This window comes from Flavobacterium succinicans (genome assembly GCF_001662485.1).
Taxonomy (GTDB): Bacteria; Bacteroidota; Bacteroidia; order Flavobacteriales; family Flavobacteriaceae; genus Flavobacterium; species Flavobacterium succinicans_A.
The window spans coordinates 161,983-178,899 of record NZ_JMTM01000060.1 but is presented as its reverse complement, the minus strand read 5'-3'; the positions used below and the strand labels follow the sequence as shown (position 1 = coordinate 178,899).

Sequence of the window (16,917 nt, the reverse complement as noted above, 5' to 3'; positions counted from 1 at the left end):
GGGCTAGGCAAGAACTTTTGGTGTTCATCACAAAAAAAAACAGCAATATCGTTTTGATACTATTGCTGTTTAAGGAGTCGCGTTGTCAACGATATGACTTGTTTCTATTGGTAAGTTTTCACGGATTGAAAATCCACTCTATCGCCTATCTTCCTCTCTTACATTATGGGTCAAACTTTTCAGACCAATACTTCTCCTTTTACGATTAACTTTTTTAAGATCTGAAAAATTAAATAAATATTGACCATATATGATTTCCCGTTTATTTGAATCTTCATATCGATCTACCATTGTAGCATACTCTGTTGGAGAACATTCTCCAGATTTTACATACTTCAATAATGATTTTTTAAAATAGGGATAATATTCTGGCACGCTACCGCCCATATGACTCAAAAATGTCATCATTGGCATAAAAATGTCATCATTTCCATATACACCAATCTTTTGCGGTGAGGGATAACCATAATTCTCGATTGTCCATTTAAGAAGTCTTGCATTTATTCTATCATATTTCAAATAAGTCATAGGATATAAACGTCCTTGTCCTTGTCCTTGGTCGCGAAAAAAAGCAACAGAAAAAGAATCGATGAGTTGTTTGTTCATCATTTTTTTACTGCTATCTATTTTTTGCTCCACACTTAAACTGTCTATGCCGTACTTTGCGCAAATAGGAAACAATCTTTTGTACTGTTCTTTGTAAGGCGCCACTAGGTCAAGTAATATATACAAGCTTTTCTTATCTCCAAAGTTCTTGCCGTACTTGTCAGCATAAACAATGTAGGTTTCAAACTTACTAAAGGCAAAATTACTCTTGGGTGGATTATATTTTTTAAATAGCTTATTGTACCGTTTTATAAAAGCAATGGTGTCATGATCAGCCTTAAATTTTCTATCAATAGTGTTGGCTCTATTGTAATATGTAACGTAGCCATTACAAGATGAGGCAAAAAAACTCACTAACGCAAGGAAAACAGCAGTAAAAAGAAATGATCTCATATTTTATTTATTAACAGAATTATTAGCTATAGATAAATATAACAATATTTTTATACAGAAAGTACTTGGTAATTGAATAATTAAAAAGCGAACTAATATTAAGTTCAACGGCTAGCGAGAGGGTTTCGGCTGAAACCCTTTCAGAGTTCAAAACTCTGAAAGGGTTGAAGAAGGAACTACCTTTTTTATATATGAATTCGATCCCATTCGTGTTTAATTGTTTAGGAGCAGCAAAAAATGGGCACATCAGCCAGAAAAGTCCCGCTTTACGTTGCAATCTTATAGCCCGAACCCCGGGCTATAAGGATTTCCACTGCAATCGGGGCTAAGAGTGAGCATCGTCTTTTTTTTGTAAACATTTCTTTGACTTTCTCGCACAAAAAAACGAAGCACTAGGCCTCGTTTTCATAAGTTGATATTTATTGTTTTTTATCGGTCATATGTAATTCGCATATCTTCATTGGTTTTTACGACAAATTTTCGGTCACGCTCATTTCATATTATTTTGGAATAAATTCCTAATTTTTCAAGTCTTTGATTACTTTAAACGCTACATCCACTTCATTCTCACTCACCAAAATAGTAAACTCATTCGAAGTCGAAATCACCTCATTGATAATAATCCCTTCCCAAGCCAAACGCTGGAAAATGAAGTAATAAATACCCGGAACCACAATGTTTTCTTTGGGTAACTTAACGGTAATCGAAGCTAAATTTTCTAATTTCTGAATCAATTTTTCGTGAGCAAAATGTTTATCTACCAAATGATTCACGCTATTGCTCACTACAATATTCGTTTCATTCACCCCACGCGAAGAGGTGTAAAAAATATCCGAAAACGTATTGATATCGGTAATCAAATCGGCTTGTTTGTTCAAAACCGTATCCGAAGCCGCAAAAGTATAATCCGTCAACTCCGAGCGTACGGTAATTTCACCAATGTTTTTGATTACTTTATTGATTTTATGATTCAATTTGAAATCCAATTCTTCTGTTAATCGTTTCAAAGCCATCACCACAGCGCCTTGTTTTACCTCTTTACCAAATTCACTTTCTAACTCGGTCATAATATTCCGAGATAATGAAGTCAAGTTGATAATACCCAAAGAAAGAGCGTTCAATAAAAAAGGTTTGGTTTTGATGTAATTTTCAACAATAGAAGAAACAGTTTTCATAACGGATTCATTTTTTAATTTTTTTGAAAAAGTTGATTTAACTGACAAAATGTGTTAAATCCTTTTGCAAATATAAATAAAAAACAATTTGTTACAAATATAACATTGAATTTTTTTCGATTAAAAATGATAAAACGCATCGGTAAGATGCTCAATAGCAAAGGTTTTGCCTTCTTTATGGATCGCAATAATGTCAAAACGTACATTTACATCGATTTCGTTGAGGGTCACATAAGCGTCTACAGCTTTTACCAATAATTGGATTTTTTTGGATTTTACAAAGTCCTGAGGCAATCCAAACTCGATAGAAGTCCGTGTTTTGACCTCAACAACGGCCAAAATATCCCCTTTTTGTGCCAAAATATCAATCTCCGCCTTCTGAAAAATCCAATTGGTTGCTAAAATCGTGTATCCTTCTTTTTGAAGATATTCAACCGCGAGCTCCTCACCTTGTTTCCCTAATTCGTTATGTGCTGCCATATTTTAAATCAAAATCCTTTTGAAATTATAAACATATTAGTCATTTCAGTTAATTTTTATTGAACCATATAAGACATTGAAGGTCATTTAAGATTTGAATTGGAATGGGCTTTAGCCCATTCATTATAATTCAAACCCAAATCAGGCTTTAGCCAAAATACAACATAATTTTGGCTAAAGCCTTTCTAGATTCTCATTAAAAAACATCCCGCTAAAGCAGGATGCAATTGATGATTTTGACAATTATTACTCTCGCTATTTCAATGTGTAATCTGTTTTTGAACCATATAAGGCATTGAAGGTCATTTAAGAACATTGATTATTGTGAATTAATCGAATAAAAGAAAACCTTTCTCTGTGAACCTTGTGCAAGCCTTTGTGACCTTCGTGGTTAAAACTTTTCAAAGCAACTTATATGCCCTTCAATGACTTATATGGTTCAACCAAAAATTATTTTCAAACTCAACTTAAATTCCCTTCAATGCCTTATATGGTTCAATAAAAAATTATAAACCTATATGTTTCAACCCAAAAACTATTCAAAAACCACAGTAGTCCCCGTAGCCGTAACTTCTAGTGTGATAGTGTTTCCCAAAATCAACGCGCGATTGTCCTTAATATGCCCCGCTGGGAAATTATATACCACGGGAATGTTATAGGATTTGGTTACGTCTTCAATAATTTCAAGCGCATTTTTGCCCCAAGGAATATCGTTATCCTTCATTTTGGTCATACCACCAACGATAATTCCTTTGATGCTTTCCAAACAACCGTTGCGTTTCAAATTCATCATCATACGGTCGATGTGGTACAAATACTCATCTAAATCTTCGATAAAAAGAATTTTATCCGAACAATCAATAGCAGAAGGCGAACCAAACAAACTATACAAAATCGATAAATTTCCACCTACCAATTCTCCTTTGGCTTTGCCAAATCGATTCATTGCAGTAGGTTCAATAGTGTAGGCCAATGGTTGTCCAAACAAGGCTTTGTACAAAGTAGCAATCGATTCTTGAGCAGTTCTTGGAATACTAACAGGCATCGTTCCGTGTATGGTTTTATAACCCAACGTATTCAAATGATTGTGCAAAACCGTAACATCGCTAAAACCCACAATCCATTTTGGATGCTTTTTGAAAGTTGAAAAATCCAATAAATCAATCATTCGCACCGTTCCGTAGCCGCCACGGGCACACCAAATCGCCTTAATATTAGGATTGTCCATTTGCTTTTGAAAATCGGCAGCACGTTGAACATCGGTTCCCGCCAATTGGTTTTGGTCTAAACCAATGGTGCTTCCAATCACCACTTCGAGCCCCCAACTGTGTAGCAAATCGATAGTAGGTTGTAAATTGTCTTCGATATTTTTTCGAGCGGTAGCCACAATGGCAACGGTATCTCCTTTTTGAAGTACGGGTGGTGTAATCATCTTTTTTTGAGCTTGACTGTTAGAAATCGAGCATATAAAAACAAAAAACAAAGCTTGCCATAAAAATTGACCTTTGCTATTGGCTTTTGCTTCTCGATTGGTAATAATGTTTAAGTTGGATTTCAATAGTTTCAAAACTGAGTTAAAAAACAAATATAGGCAAATCCTAAAATATGCAGCGGTTTCTAATGGAAATCCCTTAACTTTACTTGTAGCGATTTTAGTATAATATATATGAGATATAACTGGTTTATTTTGGGACTCTTGCTTGTTTTGGGGACATCTCCTCTATTTTCACAAACTAAAAAATTCAAAATACATACGGTTGCGTTTTACAATTTTGAAAACCTTTTTGACACCATCAACGATCCCGATACTTACGATGAAGAATGGACGCCCGATGGTTTACAACGCTGGACGAAAGCAAAATACCAAACCAAACTCCATCATTTAGCACAAGTACTTTCGGAAATTGGTATGCCCGAAAACAAAGAATTGCCCACTTTTATCGGCGGATGCGAAATCGAAAACCGAGCCGTACTCGAAGATTTGATTCAACAATCCCAATTACAAGAGGCCGAATATGGTATCATTCACTTTGATTCGCCCGACAAGCGCGGCATTGATGTGGCTTTGTTATATCGAAAAAAATGGTTTCGACCCACAAATTTCAGTGTAATTCCCTTGTATTTGAATGCTACTCCAGAGTCTGAAAAAACCAATACCGCATCATCATTAGCTGAAAAAACAGAAGATGATGTTCCTATTTTAGCACCAACCAAAAGGATTTATACTCGAGACCAATTGCTCGTTAGTGGCTATTTGGAGGGAGAAGAAATCCATCTTCTTGTCAATCATTGGCCCTCTCGTTCGGGTGGCGAGCAAAAAACAAGCGCCTACCGAGAAGCCGCAGGAAAACTGAACAAGAAAATTATCGATTCGCTACAACAGCTCAATGTCAATGCAAAAATCATTACGATGGGCGACCTCAACGATGGTCCTCATAACAAGAGCATAAAAGTAGCTTTGGGAGCCAAAGGAATAAAAACAGCGGTAGCTCCACACGAAATCTTCAATCCTTTTGAAGCTTTGTTGAGTAAAGGGTTAGGTACGATTGCACACCAAGATGCTTGGGATGTTTTTGACCAAATTATGCTTACAGGCACTTGGCTCAGTTCGGATTATTCGACTTGGCAGTATTGGAAAGCAGGCATATTCCAACGGAATTACCTCATTCAAACGCAAGGAAAATTTAAAGGCTATCCGCTCAGGCATTCCCTAACCGAAGTTGGGTACAGCGACCATTTCCCAGTGTATGTTTATTTGATTAGAGAAGGGAAATAGGCGGAAAATCTACAACGCTTTTTTGGTAAATGGTATTTTTCTTGTCTCCTTCTTTAGTGATTAAGCCTTTTAAAATTCCATTTTTTAAATCTCTACTTGCTGTAGCCGTAGACAATTCCGTAAAAAAATTCAAGTAATCTTTCCTAGAAAATACCGTTATGGGTTGTTCCAAAAACAATTCTAATCGTTCGGTTTCATTTAATTTTCGGTTACTATTTACTAGCAATTCAGCCAATGAAACTTCAATAATTTGAAGCATATAGACAATAAACGCAGTTGATTTACCTTCTTTATCAGAGGTAGACAATGCTTTGTAATAAGCTTCTTGGTTTTTAGCAATAAGTGATTCAAAAGGCAAGAATTCAAATATTGGATAGTCATTCATTAAGATAATGGTTTGCCATAATCTCCCCATTCTACCATTTCCGTCCATAAAAGGATGAATAAATTCCATCTCATAATGAAAAAAACAACTTTTGATGAGCGTCAATTCTGAAGTGTCTTTTAAATAATGAAACAAATCTTGCATCAAAAAAGGTAAATTCTCGTAGGGAGGAGCAATATGTTCTACTTGAGTTCCTTTTACAATACCAACACCTTTTGTTCGATATTTTCCAGGATTTTCGATCAATCCTTTCATCAACATTTTATGAGCTTTTAGGAAATCTTTATTGGAATGATACTTAAAAGAACGGATTTTTTTATAGACCTCTAAAGCGTTCAACACCTCTACAATATCTTTTTCGGGACCTATCACTCTCTTGTTTTCAAGAATTGCAGTAATCTGTGACTCAGACAAGGTATTCCCTTCAATACTAAGAGAAGAATGAATCGTTTTTATTTGATTTTGCTTTCTTAATGTTGGACTTTGTTTCACTAGATATTTGGCATTAACCTCTCCTATTTTAGTTGAAATAGAAGCAATTAATCGCAAAATATCAGGAGTAATATCGTAGGGCGGTCTCATTATGATAGTATCATTTGATAGTATCAAAAATACTGTTTTTATGGTTTCATTATCTATTTTAAACGAAAAAAATTAATTTATAAACATTTACAAACATAAAATTAGATTGAATAGCCTGCTCTCACACGCTCAACGATTCAAAAGTCAAGCCTTTTACTTATCTTAGCCTTTCCAATTTTAGCACAAAAACAATGGCCATAGCAAAACCCTTCAACCTCAACCAATGGATTCAAGATAACCGAGCGTTATTAAAACCACCCGTTGGCAACAAGAATCTTTATGTTGATTCTGGCGACTATATCGTGATGATTGTAGCGGGCCCGAATGCCCGAAAAGATTACCACTACAACGAAACGGAAGAGCTGTTTTACCAACTCGAAGGCAGTATAAAAGTCATCATTCAAGAAGAAGGGCTGCGCAAAGAAATGGAACTACACGCAGGAGATATGTATTTACATCCCGCTAAAATTCCGCACTCGCCTGTACGTTCCGAAGGTTCTATTGGACTAGTCATTGAACGCAAAAGAGCCGGTTTGGGCTTTACCGATGGTTTGCTTTGGCATTGTGAGGCTTGTAATCATAAATTGCACGAAGTCTATTTTGAACTCCACAACATTGAAAAAGATTTTCTGCCTCATTTTCAACATTTCTATAATTCTGAATCGTTACGTACTTGCCAAAATTGTGGCAACGTAATGGAAACCGATGCAAGATTTATGGGGAAAAAATAAGCGTTGGACTAAATTTTTAAAACATATAAGTCATTGAAATTTGTTCTTTGTGACTTTTGCAATTTTTTAACCGCAAAGTTCGCAAGGTTTTACGCAAGGGGCGCAAGGTTTTGCACTCTGTAGTTAATTTGAAAAGAGTTAGAAAGAATTACACAGACCGACAAAAATTAAAAACAAAAGAAACTTTGCGAATTTTGCGGTTAATTATTTAAGACACAGATTTCCACAGATTAAAAACACAAAATAACTTTGCGTCCCTTGCGTAAAACCTTGCGAACTTTGCGGTTAAGCTTTTAACTCAGATTTAAACAAAACTTATATGCCCTTAAATTCCTTCTATAGTTCAAAAATATCGAAACTTCTATGCCTTACATGTTTTAAATAATAACCTACAACTCCATACGCACCCCTTGTTCAGGAAAAACAAAAGTCAATCCCAACTCGTTTGGTCCCGCTAATTGCTGCTTTATTTTTTGGATAGAGGCTGCTGGAGGTTTCAAATGGGTGATGATGATTTTGCATTTTTGCAAGGCTTCTTTTCCTGTGAGTGCTGCCAAAATCTGCATTTCTTTCATCAAATGTTTTGGTGTTAAATGTCCGAATAGGAATGCATCGGGTTGTTCGTTAGGAAACGAAACTTCTATCAAAATACCTTTCAACTCTTGTTTTTGAATCAAGGGCGCGATGGCCTTCCAAAGGTCGGCTAGGTTTGTGGTTTTTTCTACGGAGTCAGGTCCTGTGTCGCCTAAATACAAGACCGCATTGTTGTCTTTTTTGATTAAAAATGCTGTACTTTCATAGGGATTTACGTGACTCAACGGAAACGCTTGTACCGTCATCGAAGTATTCGAAATGGGTATGATTTTCCCAAAAGAAAGGGTTTCGAAATGGTATTTTTTTAAGGGTTTCCCCAAACCTTCATCACCAAAATTCGCCCAAGTCTGGTCGTTAAAATAATGGTTTTGCATCATTTTCATAGCAGGAGCTATGGCGTAAACGGTTTTGGTCGAATCGGCGGGTGAATTGATAATCAATCCCGACACGTGGTCCAAATGCGCGTGCGAAATACAATAGCCTTTGATATACTGGCGCAAAACGGTACTCGAAGGCACGGAGAAAGTGCCTTTTTCGATTGCTTTTTCAATGCCTGAATGAACGGTTCCAGCATCTAAACAAACGTATTCTTTTGTTCCGAAAGGAGCCACTAAATAAGCTGATAAATTTCGCTCATCGATTCCACCATACACTCCCAAGGGAAGTACTTCGAAAACGGGTTTCGTCTTTTGTCCAAAAGAAACAATTGTGCTCCCAAAAAATAGCAACACAAAACCAAAAACTTTTCTCATCTTTTCTGCATTGAAAATTAAAGGTTAAAAGTACGGCTTCTACTGAAAATGGCTGTTTTTTTTAAATGAAATCCATCTTAATTTTGAGATTTAGGTTACTTTTACGGCAATTTATTAGCACTCGAATGTACAGAAAGTCTTGGTTTTTTGATGTTTACTGATTTTAATAAACCTCCTTTCTTTGAAATTTACATCGAAATACTATCTTTACGAAAAAATATAACAATTTTAACCAAAAAAGTTACAATGACAACAATAGCAACTCAATTCGGAATGAACGAAGCCCTAGCGCAACTAGGTATTAAAGCAGTAAATGAAGGAACTTCTACTGGAACGCAGCACTTTGCTAGCGGTTCGTTATTAGAAAGTTATTCTCCTGTAGACGGACAATTAATTGCCTCAGTAACGACAAGTTCTGCTGCGGATTATGAAAAAGTGATGCAAACTGCTACGGCTGCTTTCAAAACATTTCGATTGATGCCAGCCCCACAACGTGGTGAAATTGTGCGTCAGTTTGGAGAAAAATTACGCCAAAACAAAGAAGCTTTAGGAAAATTGGTTTCGTATGAAATGGGAAAATCGTTGCAAGAAGGCTACGGCGAAGTTCAGGAAATGATTGATATTTGTGACTTTGCAGTAGGATTGTCTCGTCAGTTACACGGATTGACAATGCACTCTGAGCGTCCAGGACACAGAATGTATGAGCAATACCATTCGCTTGGGGTAGTAGGTATTATTTCTGCTTTCAACTTTCCGGTAGCGGTTTGGGCTTGGAATACGGCTTTGGCTTGGATTTGTGGCGATGTTTGTGTTTGGAAACCTTCTGAAAAAACGCCCCTTTGCGGAGTAGCTTGTCAAAATATTATTGCCGAAGTGTTAAAAGAAAACAACCTTCCAGAAGGAATTTCTTGTTTGATTAACGGAGATTATACTATTGGTGAATTGTTGACCAAAGACACTCGTGTACCTTTAATTTCGGCTACAGGTTCTACTAGAATGGGAAAAATTGTAGCACAAACGGTTGCTGGTCGTTTAGGAAAATCACTTTTAGAATTGGGCGGAAACAATGCGATAATTGTGACTCCTGATGCAGATATCAAAATGACGGTGATTGGTGCTGTTTTTGGCGCTGTTGGAACCGCAGGACAACGTTGTACCTCAACCCGTAGATTAATCATCCACGAAAGTATGTATGACAAAGTAAAAGATGCTATTGTTGCGGCTTACGGGCAATTGCGAATTGGAAATCCATTGGATGAAAAAAACCACGTGGGACCACTTATTGATACACAAGCCGTTGAAATGTATAACCAAGCGTTAACTAAAGTAGTAGCCGAAGGTGGTAAAATCTTAGTAGAAGGTGGCGTACTTTCGGGTGAAGGCTATGAAAGCGGTTGTTATGTAAAACCAGCCATTGCTGAGGCGAAAAACAATTTCGAAATTGTACAACACGAAACGTTTGCTCCTGTATTGTATTTGATGAAATACAGTGGCGATGTTGAAAATGCGATTGAAATACAAAATGGTGTAGCGCAAGGTTTGTCCTCTGCTATTATGACCAATAATTTGCGTGAAGCAGAACGTTTCTTATCCGTAGCGGGATCGGATTGTGGCATTGCCAATGTGAATATTGGTACTTCGGGAGCTGAAATTGGAGGTGCTTTTGGTGGAGAAAAAGAAACAGGTGGCGGAAGAGAATCAGGATCTGACGCTTGGAAAGTGTATATGCGTCGCCAAACGAATACCATCAATTATACGACCAATTTGCCTTTGGCACAAGGAATTAAATTTGATTTGTAATATCGATTTATAAATAAAAACCCTTTCAGAGTTTAGAATTCTGAAAGGGTTTTTTATGGCTAATTGTTTCCAAAAAAAGCCTAATGTAACTCCTTAGCCCCGATGGGAGGGAAAATCCTTTTTATCCCTTTTTCGGGATAAAAAGATTGGAAGGACAGCGGGACTTTGCTCCCAAAAAAGCCTTTTGCCGACTGCTCCTGGGACAACATTTACAGGCTAAAAACAGCACCTATTGAAAAGGTAAATTGGTTGTTTAGATTATAATAACCACGGTCATTGTTTTGGTATTTGGCAATGGGAAATCCGGCTTCGGAAAACAGACCAAAACCGTTGGTAAACATATAACGCATCCCGACATGACCTCCAAAGTTTTTTAATCCTAGACTTAAGCCGGGATAAACATCTAATTTTTCGTCGATTTGCAACACACTGCCTAAGTTGGCATTGATACGAATTTTGGCATCGAAACGGTCTTTGAAAGCAGGTTTGCTTCCGCCATTTAATCGATCAAATCCAAGTACATAAGATCCTACAAAACCATAGGAAAAGTTTTCGCCAAGACCAAAATCGGAGGCTAGTTGAATGGCATTTCCACCATTTTGAATATTTATACCTACACTAAATTTATGGTCGCCTTTTCCGGTGAACGCTTGTTGTGCTTGGATAAAACTAAAGGTAAATAAAGCGGTAATAAGAGCAATTGTTTTCATTTTGTTTAATATAAATTGATGCATTAAATAGTGTTAATTTCTTCCTTTTTCGTCGAAATATAACTGATGTAAGGGTTCGCTTTGCCAGAATTCTTTGGTATTGATGTCCATAATGGTGAGAGGACCTTTGAAGGCGGCTCCGGTGTCTATATTCCAAACATTGGCCATTTGAACGGGTGTGGTTTGTTCTAGACGGGTAACTGGCGTGTGCCCGATAAAGATTTCATCATAAAGTGTTAATCGTTTGGGATACAAAAGGTGATTTTTGGGCAACGTTTTATCTAAAGCTACTGCGGTTTCCCAAAGGGTACGATCCCAATAAAATAAGCGAGGAAAATATTCGTAATGAATTCCATTAAGATTGGTAAAACCCGCGTGAATAAACAATCGATTGTGCTCATCTAGGTAATAATTTTCTAAAGAGTGTAAGAATTCGATATGTTGTTGAATGGTAGCATCGTCCACTTTTTCATAAGCCAATACGGTTGCTTCTCCACCGTGTTTGTACCATAGGGGATTGTCTTTTCCGCTATCGAGGTAATCCAAAAAAAGTTCATCGTGATTCCCTTTAATGCAAATGATGTTATGTGTTTTTTTCATTTGGATAAGTAAATCAATAACTTGTGGAGACTGGCTCCAGCCGTCGACATAATCGCCCAAAAAAATCAATTGATCGGAGGGCGTAACTTTTGCTCGCTCCAACACTTGATGCAAGGCACGCAAACCGCCGTGTATATCTCCAATAACTAATGTTCTCATATAGTGTGGTATTCTAAAATAGAAATGCAAAAATAGGGGAAAAAGTGCTTGATTTATTTTAAATTATTTGCTAGCGACACTATTAACCTCTATCCAATACCCATCTGGATCCTGAAAATAAACTTGCTGAATTCCATCAGCACGAGTGGTAATTTTGTTGGGCTCTCCTGGCCAATCGGAATATGGAATGTGTTCTTTTTTTAATTGTGCTATCAAAGCCTCAAAATGTGACGTTGTTAAAGCCAAATGCACCGCTTTATTGATTGTCACAGGCGAAGTAATCGTAGAAACCAAATGCAACTCTTTGTCATCGCCTAAGGAAAACCAACGAATGCCTTCTTTTTGAGTGCGATTGGTAATTTCTGTCAAGTATAAAATTTTGGAATAAAAAGTCGCTGCTATATTGACATCTTTTACTGAAAGAGCTAGGTGATTTAAGGTTAATCCTAATGTTGTTTTTTCTTGTGCAAACAAGCAAATTGACCAAAGAAACAATATACATGTAATTGCTTTTTTCATAATTTTTATGGATTGAATGAAAACTAAAGATAGGTATTTTTGAGAAAAGGTATTTTATTCCATTAAAGTTATTGAAAACTATACTTTCAGCACTCCTCTAAACCCTCTGACTGCATAATAAGAGATGCGCCGTTATGGTATACAAAAACCGTTTTGTAACGGTAATCGCCAAATAAAGCACCTCCTAAAGCGCGAATTGGAGCGGGCGTCAACAACCAACTAGAAGTTTTGGTATCGAATGGTCCCAATTGTTGCAAATAGCGGTATTCGGATTCGTTTAGTAGCGTAATTCCCATCGCTTCAGCCGCAGCTACCGCAGAATTTTCGGGTTTGAATTCTTTTCTTTCGTCCAAGGCTTTTGCATCATAACACCAACTGCGACGTCCTTTGGGACTCTCGACCGAACAATCATAAAAAAGATACTCGTTAGTAGCCTAATCATACCCCACCACATCTGGTTCACCACCAGTTTCTTCCATAGCTTGGAGCGATTGCAACTTCAACGGTTGTTGCTGTAGTTTTGTCACTACGTTCTCCCACTGAATGCCTTGATGCCGATGGCTATTTTGCTCAAAACGTTTTTGTAGCAATTGCAACAATTGATTTTGTTCTTCGGAAGTAAGGGGTTGTTGGGGAAGCATAAATTATTAATTTATTTTATATTATTGATTTTCTACTTCTCCCCTCCCAACATTTCCATCAACTCCAAGCATCTTCGGGTGGTTTTGGCATTATCAAAAGTCAGCAACAAACGCAGGCCTGCTGGGGTTTGCTTTTCTTTCATTTTGCATAGATTGGGATGCTTTTGTACAAAATCCAAGACGTTATTGAAGCGATTCGATTGGTAAAAATCCGATTGTTGATCGGAAACAAAATATCCAATCATTTTGCCTTGTTTTAGTACCAGTTTTTCGATACCTACACGCGTGGCAATCCACTTAATGCGAATACTGTTCATCAAGGCATTGGCTCTTGCTGGCAAAGGACCAAAACGATCGATCAGTTTATTGATGAAAACAGTCAGTTCTTCTTCGTTTTTGACTTCTCCTAATTCGTTGTACAATAGCAATCGTTCCGAAACCGTATTGATATATTCATCTGGGAATAACAACTCAAAATCGGTGTCGAGTTGCAGGTCTTTCACGTATTGTTTGGTTTCGATGTTGTTCTCTTCTGGATACAAATCTTTAAATTCATTCTCTTTGAGTTCGTCGATGGCTTCGTTCATGATTTTTTGATAGGTATCAAAGCCGATCTCATTAATGAAACCACTTTGTTCCCCGCCCAACAAATCGCCTGCGCCACGAATCTCTAAATCCTTCATCGCAATGTTGAAACCGCTACCCAATTCGCTAAATTGTTCCAAAGCTTGGATGCGTTTTCTAGCTTCTTCGGTCATTGCAGAATACGGCGGACAAATGAAATAACAAAATGCTTTTTTATTGCTTCGTCCCACACGTCCTCGCATTTGGTGCAAATCCGACAGTCCAAAATTATTCGCATTATTAATGAAAATGGTGTTCGCATTGGGCACGTCCAATCCGCTTTCGATGATGGTGGTGGCTACCAAAACATCGAACTCTCCGTTCATAAACGCCAACATCAATTCTTCTAGTTTCTTGCCATCCATTTGGCCGTGACCAATGCCTACTCGTGCATTGGGCACCAAACGCTGAATCATACCAGCAATTTCCTTAATATTTTCGATGCGGTTATTGATGAAATACACTTGACCATTGCGCTGAATTTCATACGAAATCGCATCTCGAATGGTTTCTTCATTAAAGCCAACCACGTGCGTTTCTATGGGATAACGATTGGGCGGTGGCGTAGTAATTACCGATAAATCTCTGGCCGCCATCAACGAAAACTGCAAGGTTCTCGGAATTGGCGTTGCGGTAAGGGTTAGCGTATCTACATTAGCCGCAATGGTTTTCAGTTTGTCTTTTACATTTACGCCGAACTTTTGCTCTTCGTCTACAATCAACAAACCTAAATCTTTGAAGACCACATTTTTGTTAACCAATTGATGCGTACCAATAAGAATATCTAATTTTCCTTCGGCGAGTTGCTTTAGGGTTTCTGCTTTTTGCTTGGCAGTTCTAAAACGGTTCAAATAGCCCACCGTTACCGGCATATCTTTCAATCGCTCGCTAAACGTTCGGAAATGTTGGTAGGCCAAAATCGTAGTCGGCACCAAAACCGCTACTTGTTTACTATTATCTACGGCTTTGAAAGCAGCACGAATCGCCACTTCGGTTTTACCAAAACCAACGTCACCACAAACCAATCGGTCCATTGGGCGTTCGCTTTCCATATCGGCTTTGACATCCTGAGTCGATTTTACTTGGTCAGGGGTGTCTTCGTAGATAAACGAACTTTCTAGCTCGTTTTGTAAGTAACTATCGGGTGCAAATTGAAAGCCTTTTTCCAAGCGACGTTTGGCGTACAACTGAATCAAATTGAACGCAATATGTTTGACTCTCGCTTTGGTTTTTTGTTTTAACGCTTTCCAAGCATTCGAGCCTAATTTGTAAATTTTGGGTGGCGTTCCGTCTTTACCGTTGTATTTCGAGATTTTGTGTAGCGAATGGATGCTCACATACACAATGTCATTATCAGCATACACCAACTTAATCGCTTCTTGGGTTTTGCCTTCGACCTGTATTTTTTGCAAGCCTCCAAATTTCCCAATTCCGTGATCAATATGCGTCACATAATCGCCAACCGAAAGGGAGGTTAATTCCTTAAGGGTAATGTTTTGTTTTTTCGAATAGCCGTTTTTGATGCTGAATTTGTGATAACGTTCAAAAATCTGGTGGTCGGTGTAACAAGCAATTTGGTTTTCTTCGTCGATAAAACCTTGATACATGGGCAACACGATAGTATGGTATTGCTTTCGAATGTTTTCAGCATTGGCTTCGTCTAAACTTTCAAAAATATCATGAAAGCGTTTTACTTGTCCGTCATTGGAACAAAACAAATAATTTTTGTAGCCATTAAAATGGTTTTCGTTCAGGTTATTCAATAACAAATCGAATTGTTTGTTGAATGACGGTTGAGGCTGAAAATGAAAAGGAAATGCTTTTATGGTTTTGAAAACCGCTTTACTTCCCCATTCTACGACCGAAAAATCCAAAGCGCGTTTGATGAAACTGGCTTGATTCAAGAACAATTGCTCGGGTGTGGCCCGTTTGATTTCTTGGGATAATTTCGCGAAAGCTTCTTCGGCTTTGCCAAATTGTTTGTCCAAATCGGCCAACAACAACTCGGTATTTTGAATAAAAATCACCGTTTGTGGCGAAATATAGTCTAGAAAAGATTCCCGATTTTCTTGAAAAAAGGAGTTTTCTACATTGGGAATAATCGTAATTTTTTTCTTGGTTTCAATCGATAATTGGGTGGCGACATCAAAGGTTCGAATGCTTTCGACTTCGTTACCAAAAAACTCGATTCGGTAAGGATTATCATTCGAAAACGAAAAGACGTCTACAATCCCTCCACGTACGGAAAATTCTCCAGGTTCGGTAATAAAATCGACTCTTTTGAACTCGTATTCAAACAACACCTCATTGATAAAATCGATAGAAATCTTATCTCCTACAGCAACTTTCAAAGTGTTTTTGTCTAATTCCTTTCGGGTGACCACTTTTTCAAAAAGCGCTTCGGGATAGGTGACAATTACGGCGGGTTTTTTACGTGAATTGATGCGGTTCAAGACTTCAGCACGCAACAAGACATTAGCATTGTCCGTTTCTTCAATTTGATACGGTCTTCGGAAAGAGGCGGGATAAAACAAGACGTCTTTTTCACCCACCAATTGCTCCATATCGTTCAAGTAATAGGCTGCTTCCTCTTTGTTATTGAACACCAACAAAAAAGGCAATTCGGTTTGGGTAAACAACGAACGGGTAACAAATGAAAAAGCCGAACCTAGCAAACCTGTCAAATGCAATTTGGTTGCGGGTTGCGCCGTCAAACTCGCACATATTTGAATACACTTAGGCGATTTATCGTAGGTATTGTATAAAATTGGCTTACTCAACGCGTGGGGTATTTTGTGAAGGTGGCATACTAGATGGAATCGCTCTTGTAGTATCTCTTATCATTTGTAACATTTCAGACTCTCCCGCTTCAACGGGAATCTTACTTTTTACATCAATTTTGTCCATTTCACGTTGCAAAGCAATCAATTCCAAATTAATTTCACCTACTTGTTTGACTACTTTTTTATGTGGAATTTGAGTCAAATGCATATACATGTCCAACAAACTTACATTGGTTATCAAAATCGAAATCCTGCTTTTGATGGCGGGATTGTTGTATTGTCCTGGAATATTGTCTTTCAATTCCAATGCTTTTTTGGTCAAAGCCTTGGATTTCTTTTGAAAAGCACTAATTGAACTTTTCGGTTTTTGAGCCAATTCGTCCATAAATGTTCGCCATTGAGGCCAGAAAGACATACTGTTTTCTGCAACGGCATTTATAGGTGCAGCCTGAAAAACCCAGCCTTTGCTAATGTTGGTAAATATGATTTCGTTTTTTTGCGCTTCCTTTTTTTGGGCTTCCATTCGGAGTTTGTTGTCATCGTTACAAGAAGACAAAAAAAGTACGACTACAAAAAGGAACCAGAATTGGTGTTTCATCTGAAGAAT

The 16,917-nt window shown here is 37.6% G+C and carries 14 protein-coding genes and 1 pseudogene; 3 read left to right on the top strand and 12 right to left on the bottom strand.

Going from position 1 to position 16,917, the window contains the following annotated elements; genetic code table 11:
• Positions 1-138 precede the first annotated feature (138 nt).
• From FLB_RS11055 to FLB_RS11040, 4 genes are all read right to left on the bottom strand, one after another.
• Positions 139-999, bottom strand: a complete 861-nt coding sequence (locus FLB_RS11055; protein WP_064716011.1) for a hypothetical protein — start codon at positions 997-999, stop codon at positions 139-141.
• A gap of 518 nt (positions 1,000-1,517) precedes the next feature.
• On the bottom strand, positions 1,518-2,174 hold the full coding sequence (locus FLB_RS11050) for a hypothetical protein (RefSeq protein ID WP_064716099.1): 657 nt from the start codon (positions 2,172-2,174) through the stop codon (positions 1,518-1,520).
• A gap of 120 nt (positions 2,175-2,294) precedes the next feature.
• On the bottom strand, positions 2,295-2,654 hold the full coding sequence (locus FLB_RS11045; RefSeq protein WP_064716010.1) for a YraN family protein: 360 nt from the start codon (positions 2,652-2,654) through the stop codon (positions 2,295-2,297).
• A gap of 535 nt (positions 2,655-3,189) precedes the next feature.
• The gene (locus tag FLB_RS11040; RefSeq protein ID WP_064716098.1) at positions 3,190-4,086 is read right to left on the bottom strand and encodes an LD-carboxypeptidase; all 897 of its coding nucleotides are present in this window, start codon (positions 4,084-4,086) and stop codon (positions 3,190-3,192) included.
• 234 nt (positions 4,087-4,320) lie between these two features.
• On the opposite strand from FLB_RS11040, the gene FLB_RS11035 reads away from it, so the two are divergent.
• Complete coding sequence (locus tag FLB_RS11035; RefSeq protein WP_064716009.1) at positions 4,321-5,430, top strand: hypothetical protein; 1,110 nt, start codon at positions 4,321-4,323, stop codon at positions 5,428-5,430.
• Here the strand turns inward: FLB_RS11035 and FLB_RS11030 are convergent.
• The gene (locus FLB_RS11030) at positions 5,414-6,397 is read right to left on the bottom strand and encodes a Fic family protein (protein WP_064716008.1); all 984 of its coding nucleotides are present in this window, start codon (positions 6,395-6,397) and stop codon (positions 5,414-5,416) included. The two genes, FLB_RS11035 and FLB_RS11030, sit on opposite strands and share 17 nt — an antisense overlap.
• A gap of 191 nt (positions 6,398-6,588) precedes the next feature.
• Between FLB_RS11030 and FLB_RS11025 the strand changes: the two genes are divergently transcribed.
• Positions 6,589-7,128 (top strand): 3-hydroxyanthranilate 3,4-dioxygenase, encoded by a 540-nt coding sequence (locus FLB_RS11025; protein ID WP_064716007.1) that lies wholly within the window; start codon positions 6,589-6,591, stop codon positions 7,126-7,128.
• A gap of 389 nt (positions 7,129-7,517) precedes the next feature.
• Here the strand turns inward: FLB_RS11025 and FLB_RS11020 are convergent, their stop codons facing one another.
• A complete protein-coding gene (locus FLB_RS11020) occupies positions 7,518-8,474 on the bottom strand; it encodes an MBL fold metallo-hydrolase (protein WP_064716006.1) in 957 nt (318 codons plus the stop codon).
• 246 nt (positions 8,475-8,720) lie between these two features.
• On the opposite strand from FLB_RS11020, the gene FLB_RS11015 reads away from it, so the two are divergent.
• Entirely contained in the window at positions 8,721-10,274 is a 1,554-nt protein-coding gene (locus FLB_RS11015) for an aldehyde dehydrogenase family protein (RefSeq protein ID WP_064716097.1), read from the top strand.
• A gap of 209 nt (positions 10,275-10,483) precedes the next feature.
• Here the strand turns inward: FLB_RS11015 and FLB_RS11010 are convergent, their stop codons facing one another.
• The 6 genes and pseudogenes from FLB_RS11010 to FLB_RS10985 all read right to left on the bottom strand — a co-directional run bounded on the left by FLB_RS11010 (position 10,484) and on the right by FLB_RS10985 (position 16,908).
• A complete protein-coding gene (locus tag FLB_RS11010; protein WP_064716005.1) occupies positions 10,484-10,984 on the bottom strand; it encodes a DUF6646 family protein in 501 nt (166 codons plus the stop codon).
• 33 nt (positions 10,985-11,017) lie between these two features.
• On the bottom strand, positions 11,018-11,743 hold the full coding sequence (locus tag FLB_RS11005; protein ID WP_064716004.1) for a metallophosphoesterase family protein: 726 nt from the start codon (positions 11,741-11,743) through the stop codon (positions 11,018-11,020).
• Positions 11,744-11,806: 63 nt separating this feature from the next.
• Entirely contained in the window at positions 11,807-12,262 is a 456-nt protein-coding gene (locus tag FLB_RS11000) for a VOC family protein (RefSeq protein ID WP_082923273.1), read from the bottom strand.
• A 78-nt stretch (positions 12,263-12,340) separates the two neighbouring features.
• A pseudogene (locus FLB_RS10995) lies at positions 12,341-12,903 on the bottom strand (DUF4256 domain-containing protein).
• 32 nt (positions 12,904-12,935) lie between these two features.
• Positions 12,936-16,307: a transcription-repair coupling factor gene (gene mfd / locus FLB_RS10990; RefSeq protein WP_064716003.1), complete on the bottom strand. Its 3,372-nt coding sequence runs from the start codon at positions 16,305-16,307 to the stop codon at positions 12,936-12,938.
• Positions 16,300-16,908 carry a hypothetical protein gene (locus tag FLB_RS10985; RefSeq protein WP_064716002.1) on the bottom strand — a complete coding sequence of 203 codons (609 nt, stop codon included), beginning with the start codon at positions 16,906-16,908 and terminating at the stop codon, positions 16,300-16,302. Before FLB_RS10985 ends, mfd begins: the two co-directional genes overlap by 8 nt.
• Positions 16,909-16,917: the final 9 nt, after the last annotated feature.

Bases quoted from the DNA above. Each gene is read 5' to 3' on its own strand.
- FLB_RS11055 (WP_064716011.1), bottom strand. From the start codon at position 999: ATGAGATCATTTCTTTTTACTGCTGTTTTCCTTGCGTTAGTGAGTTTT.
- FLB_RS11050 (WP_064716099.1), bottom strand. From the start codon at position 2,174: ATGAAAACTGTTTCTTCTATTGTTGAAAATTACATCAAAACCAAACCT.
- FLB_RS11045 (WP_064716010.1), bottom strand. From the start codon at position 2,654: ATGGCAGCACATAACGAATTAGGGAAACAAGGTGAGGAGCTCGCGGTT.
- FLB_RS11040 (WP_064716098.1), bottom strand. From the start codon at position 4,086: ATGATTACACCACCCGTACTTCAAAAAGGAGATACCGTTGCCATTGTG.
- FLB_RS11035 (WP_064716009.1), top strand. From the start codon at position 4,321: ATGAGATATAACTGGTTTATTTTGGGACTCTTGCTTGTTTTGGGGACA.
- FLB_RS11030 (WP_064716008.1), bottom strand. From the start codon at position 6,397: ATGAGACCGCCCTACGATATTACTCCTGATATTTTGCGATTAATTGCT.
- FLB_RS11025 (WP_064716007.1), top strand. From the start codon at position 6,589: ATGGCCATAGCAAAACCCTTCAACCTCAACCAATGGATTCAAGATAAC.
- FLB_RS11020 (WP_064716006.1), bottom strand. From the start codon at position 8,474: ATGAGAAAAGTTTTTGGTTTTGTGTTGCTATTTTTTGGGAGCACAATT.
- FLB_RS11015 (WP_064716097.1), top strand. From the start codon at position 8,721: ATGACAACAATAGCAACTCAATTCGGAATGAACGAAGCCCTAGCGCAA.
- FLB_RS11010 (WP_064716005.1), bottom strand. From the start codon at position 10,984: ATGAAAACAATTGCTCTTATTACCGCTTTATTTACCTTTAGTTTTATC.
- FLB_RS11005 (WP_064716004.1), bottom strand. From the start codon at position 11,743: ATGAGAACATTAGTTATTGGAGATATACACGGCGGTTTGCGTGCCTTG.
- FLB_RS11000 (WP_082923273.1), bottom strand. From the start codon at position 12,262: ATGAAAAAAGCAATTACATGTATATTGTTTCTTTGGTCAATTTGCTTG.
- FLB_RS10985 (WP_064716002.1), bottom strand. From the start codon at position 16,908: ATGAAACACCAATTCTGGTTCCTTTTTGTAGTCGTACTTTTTTTGTCT.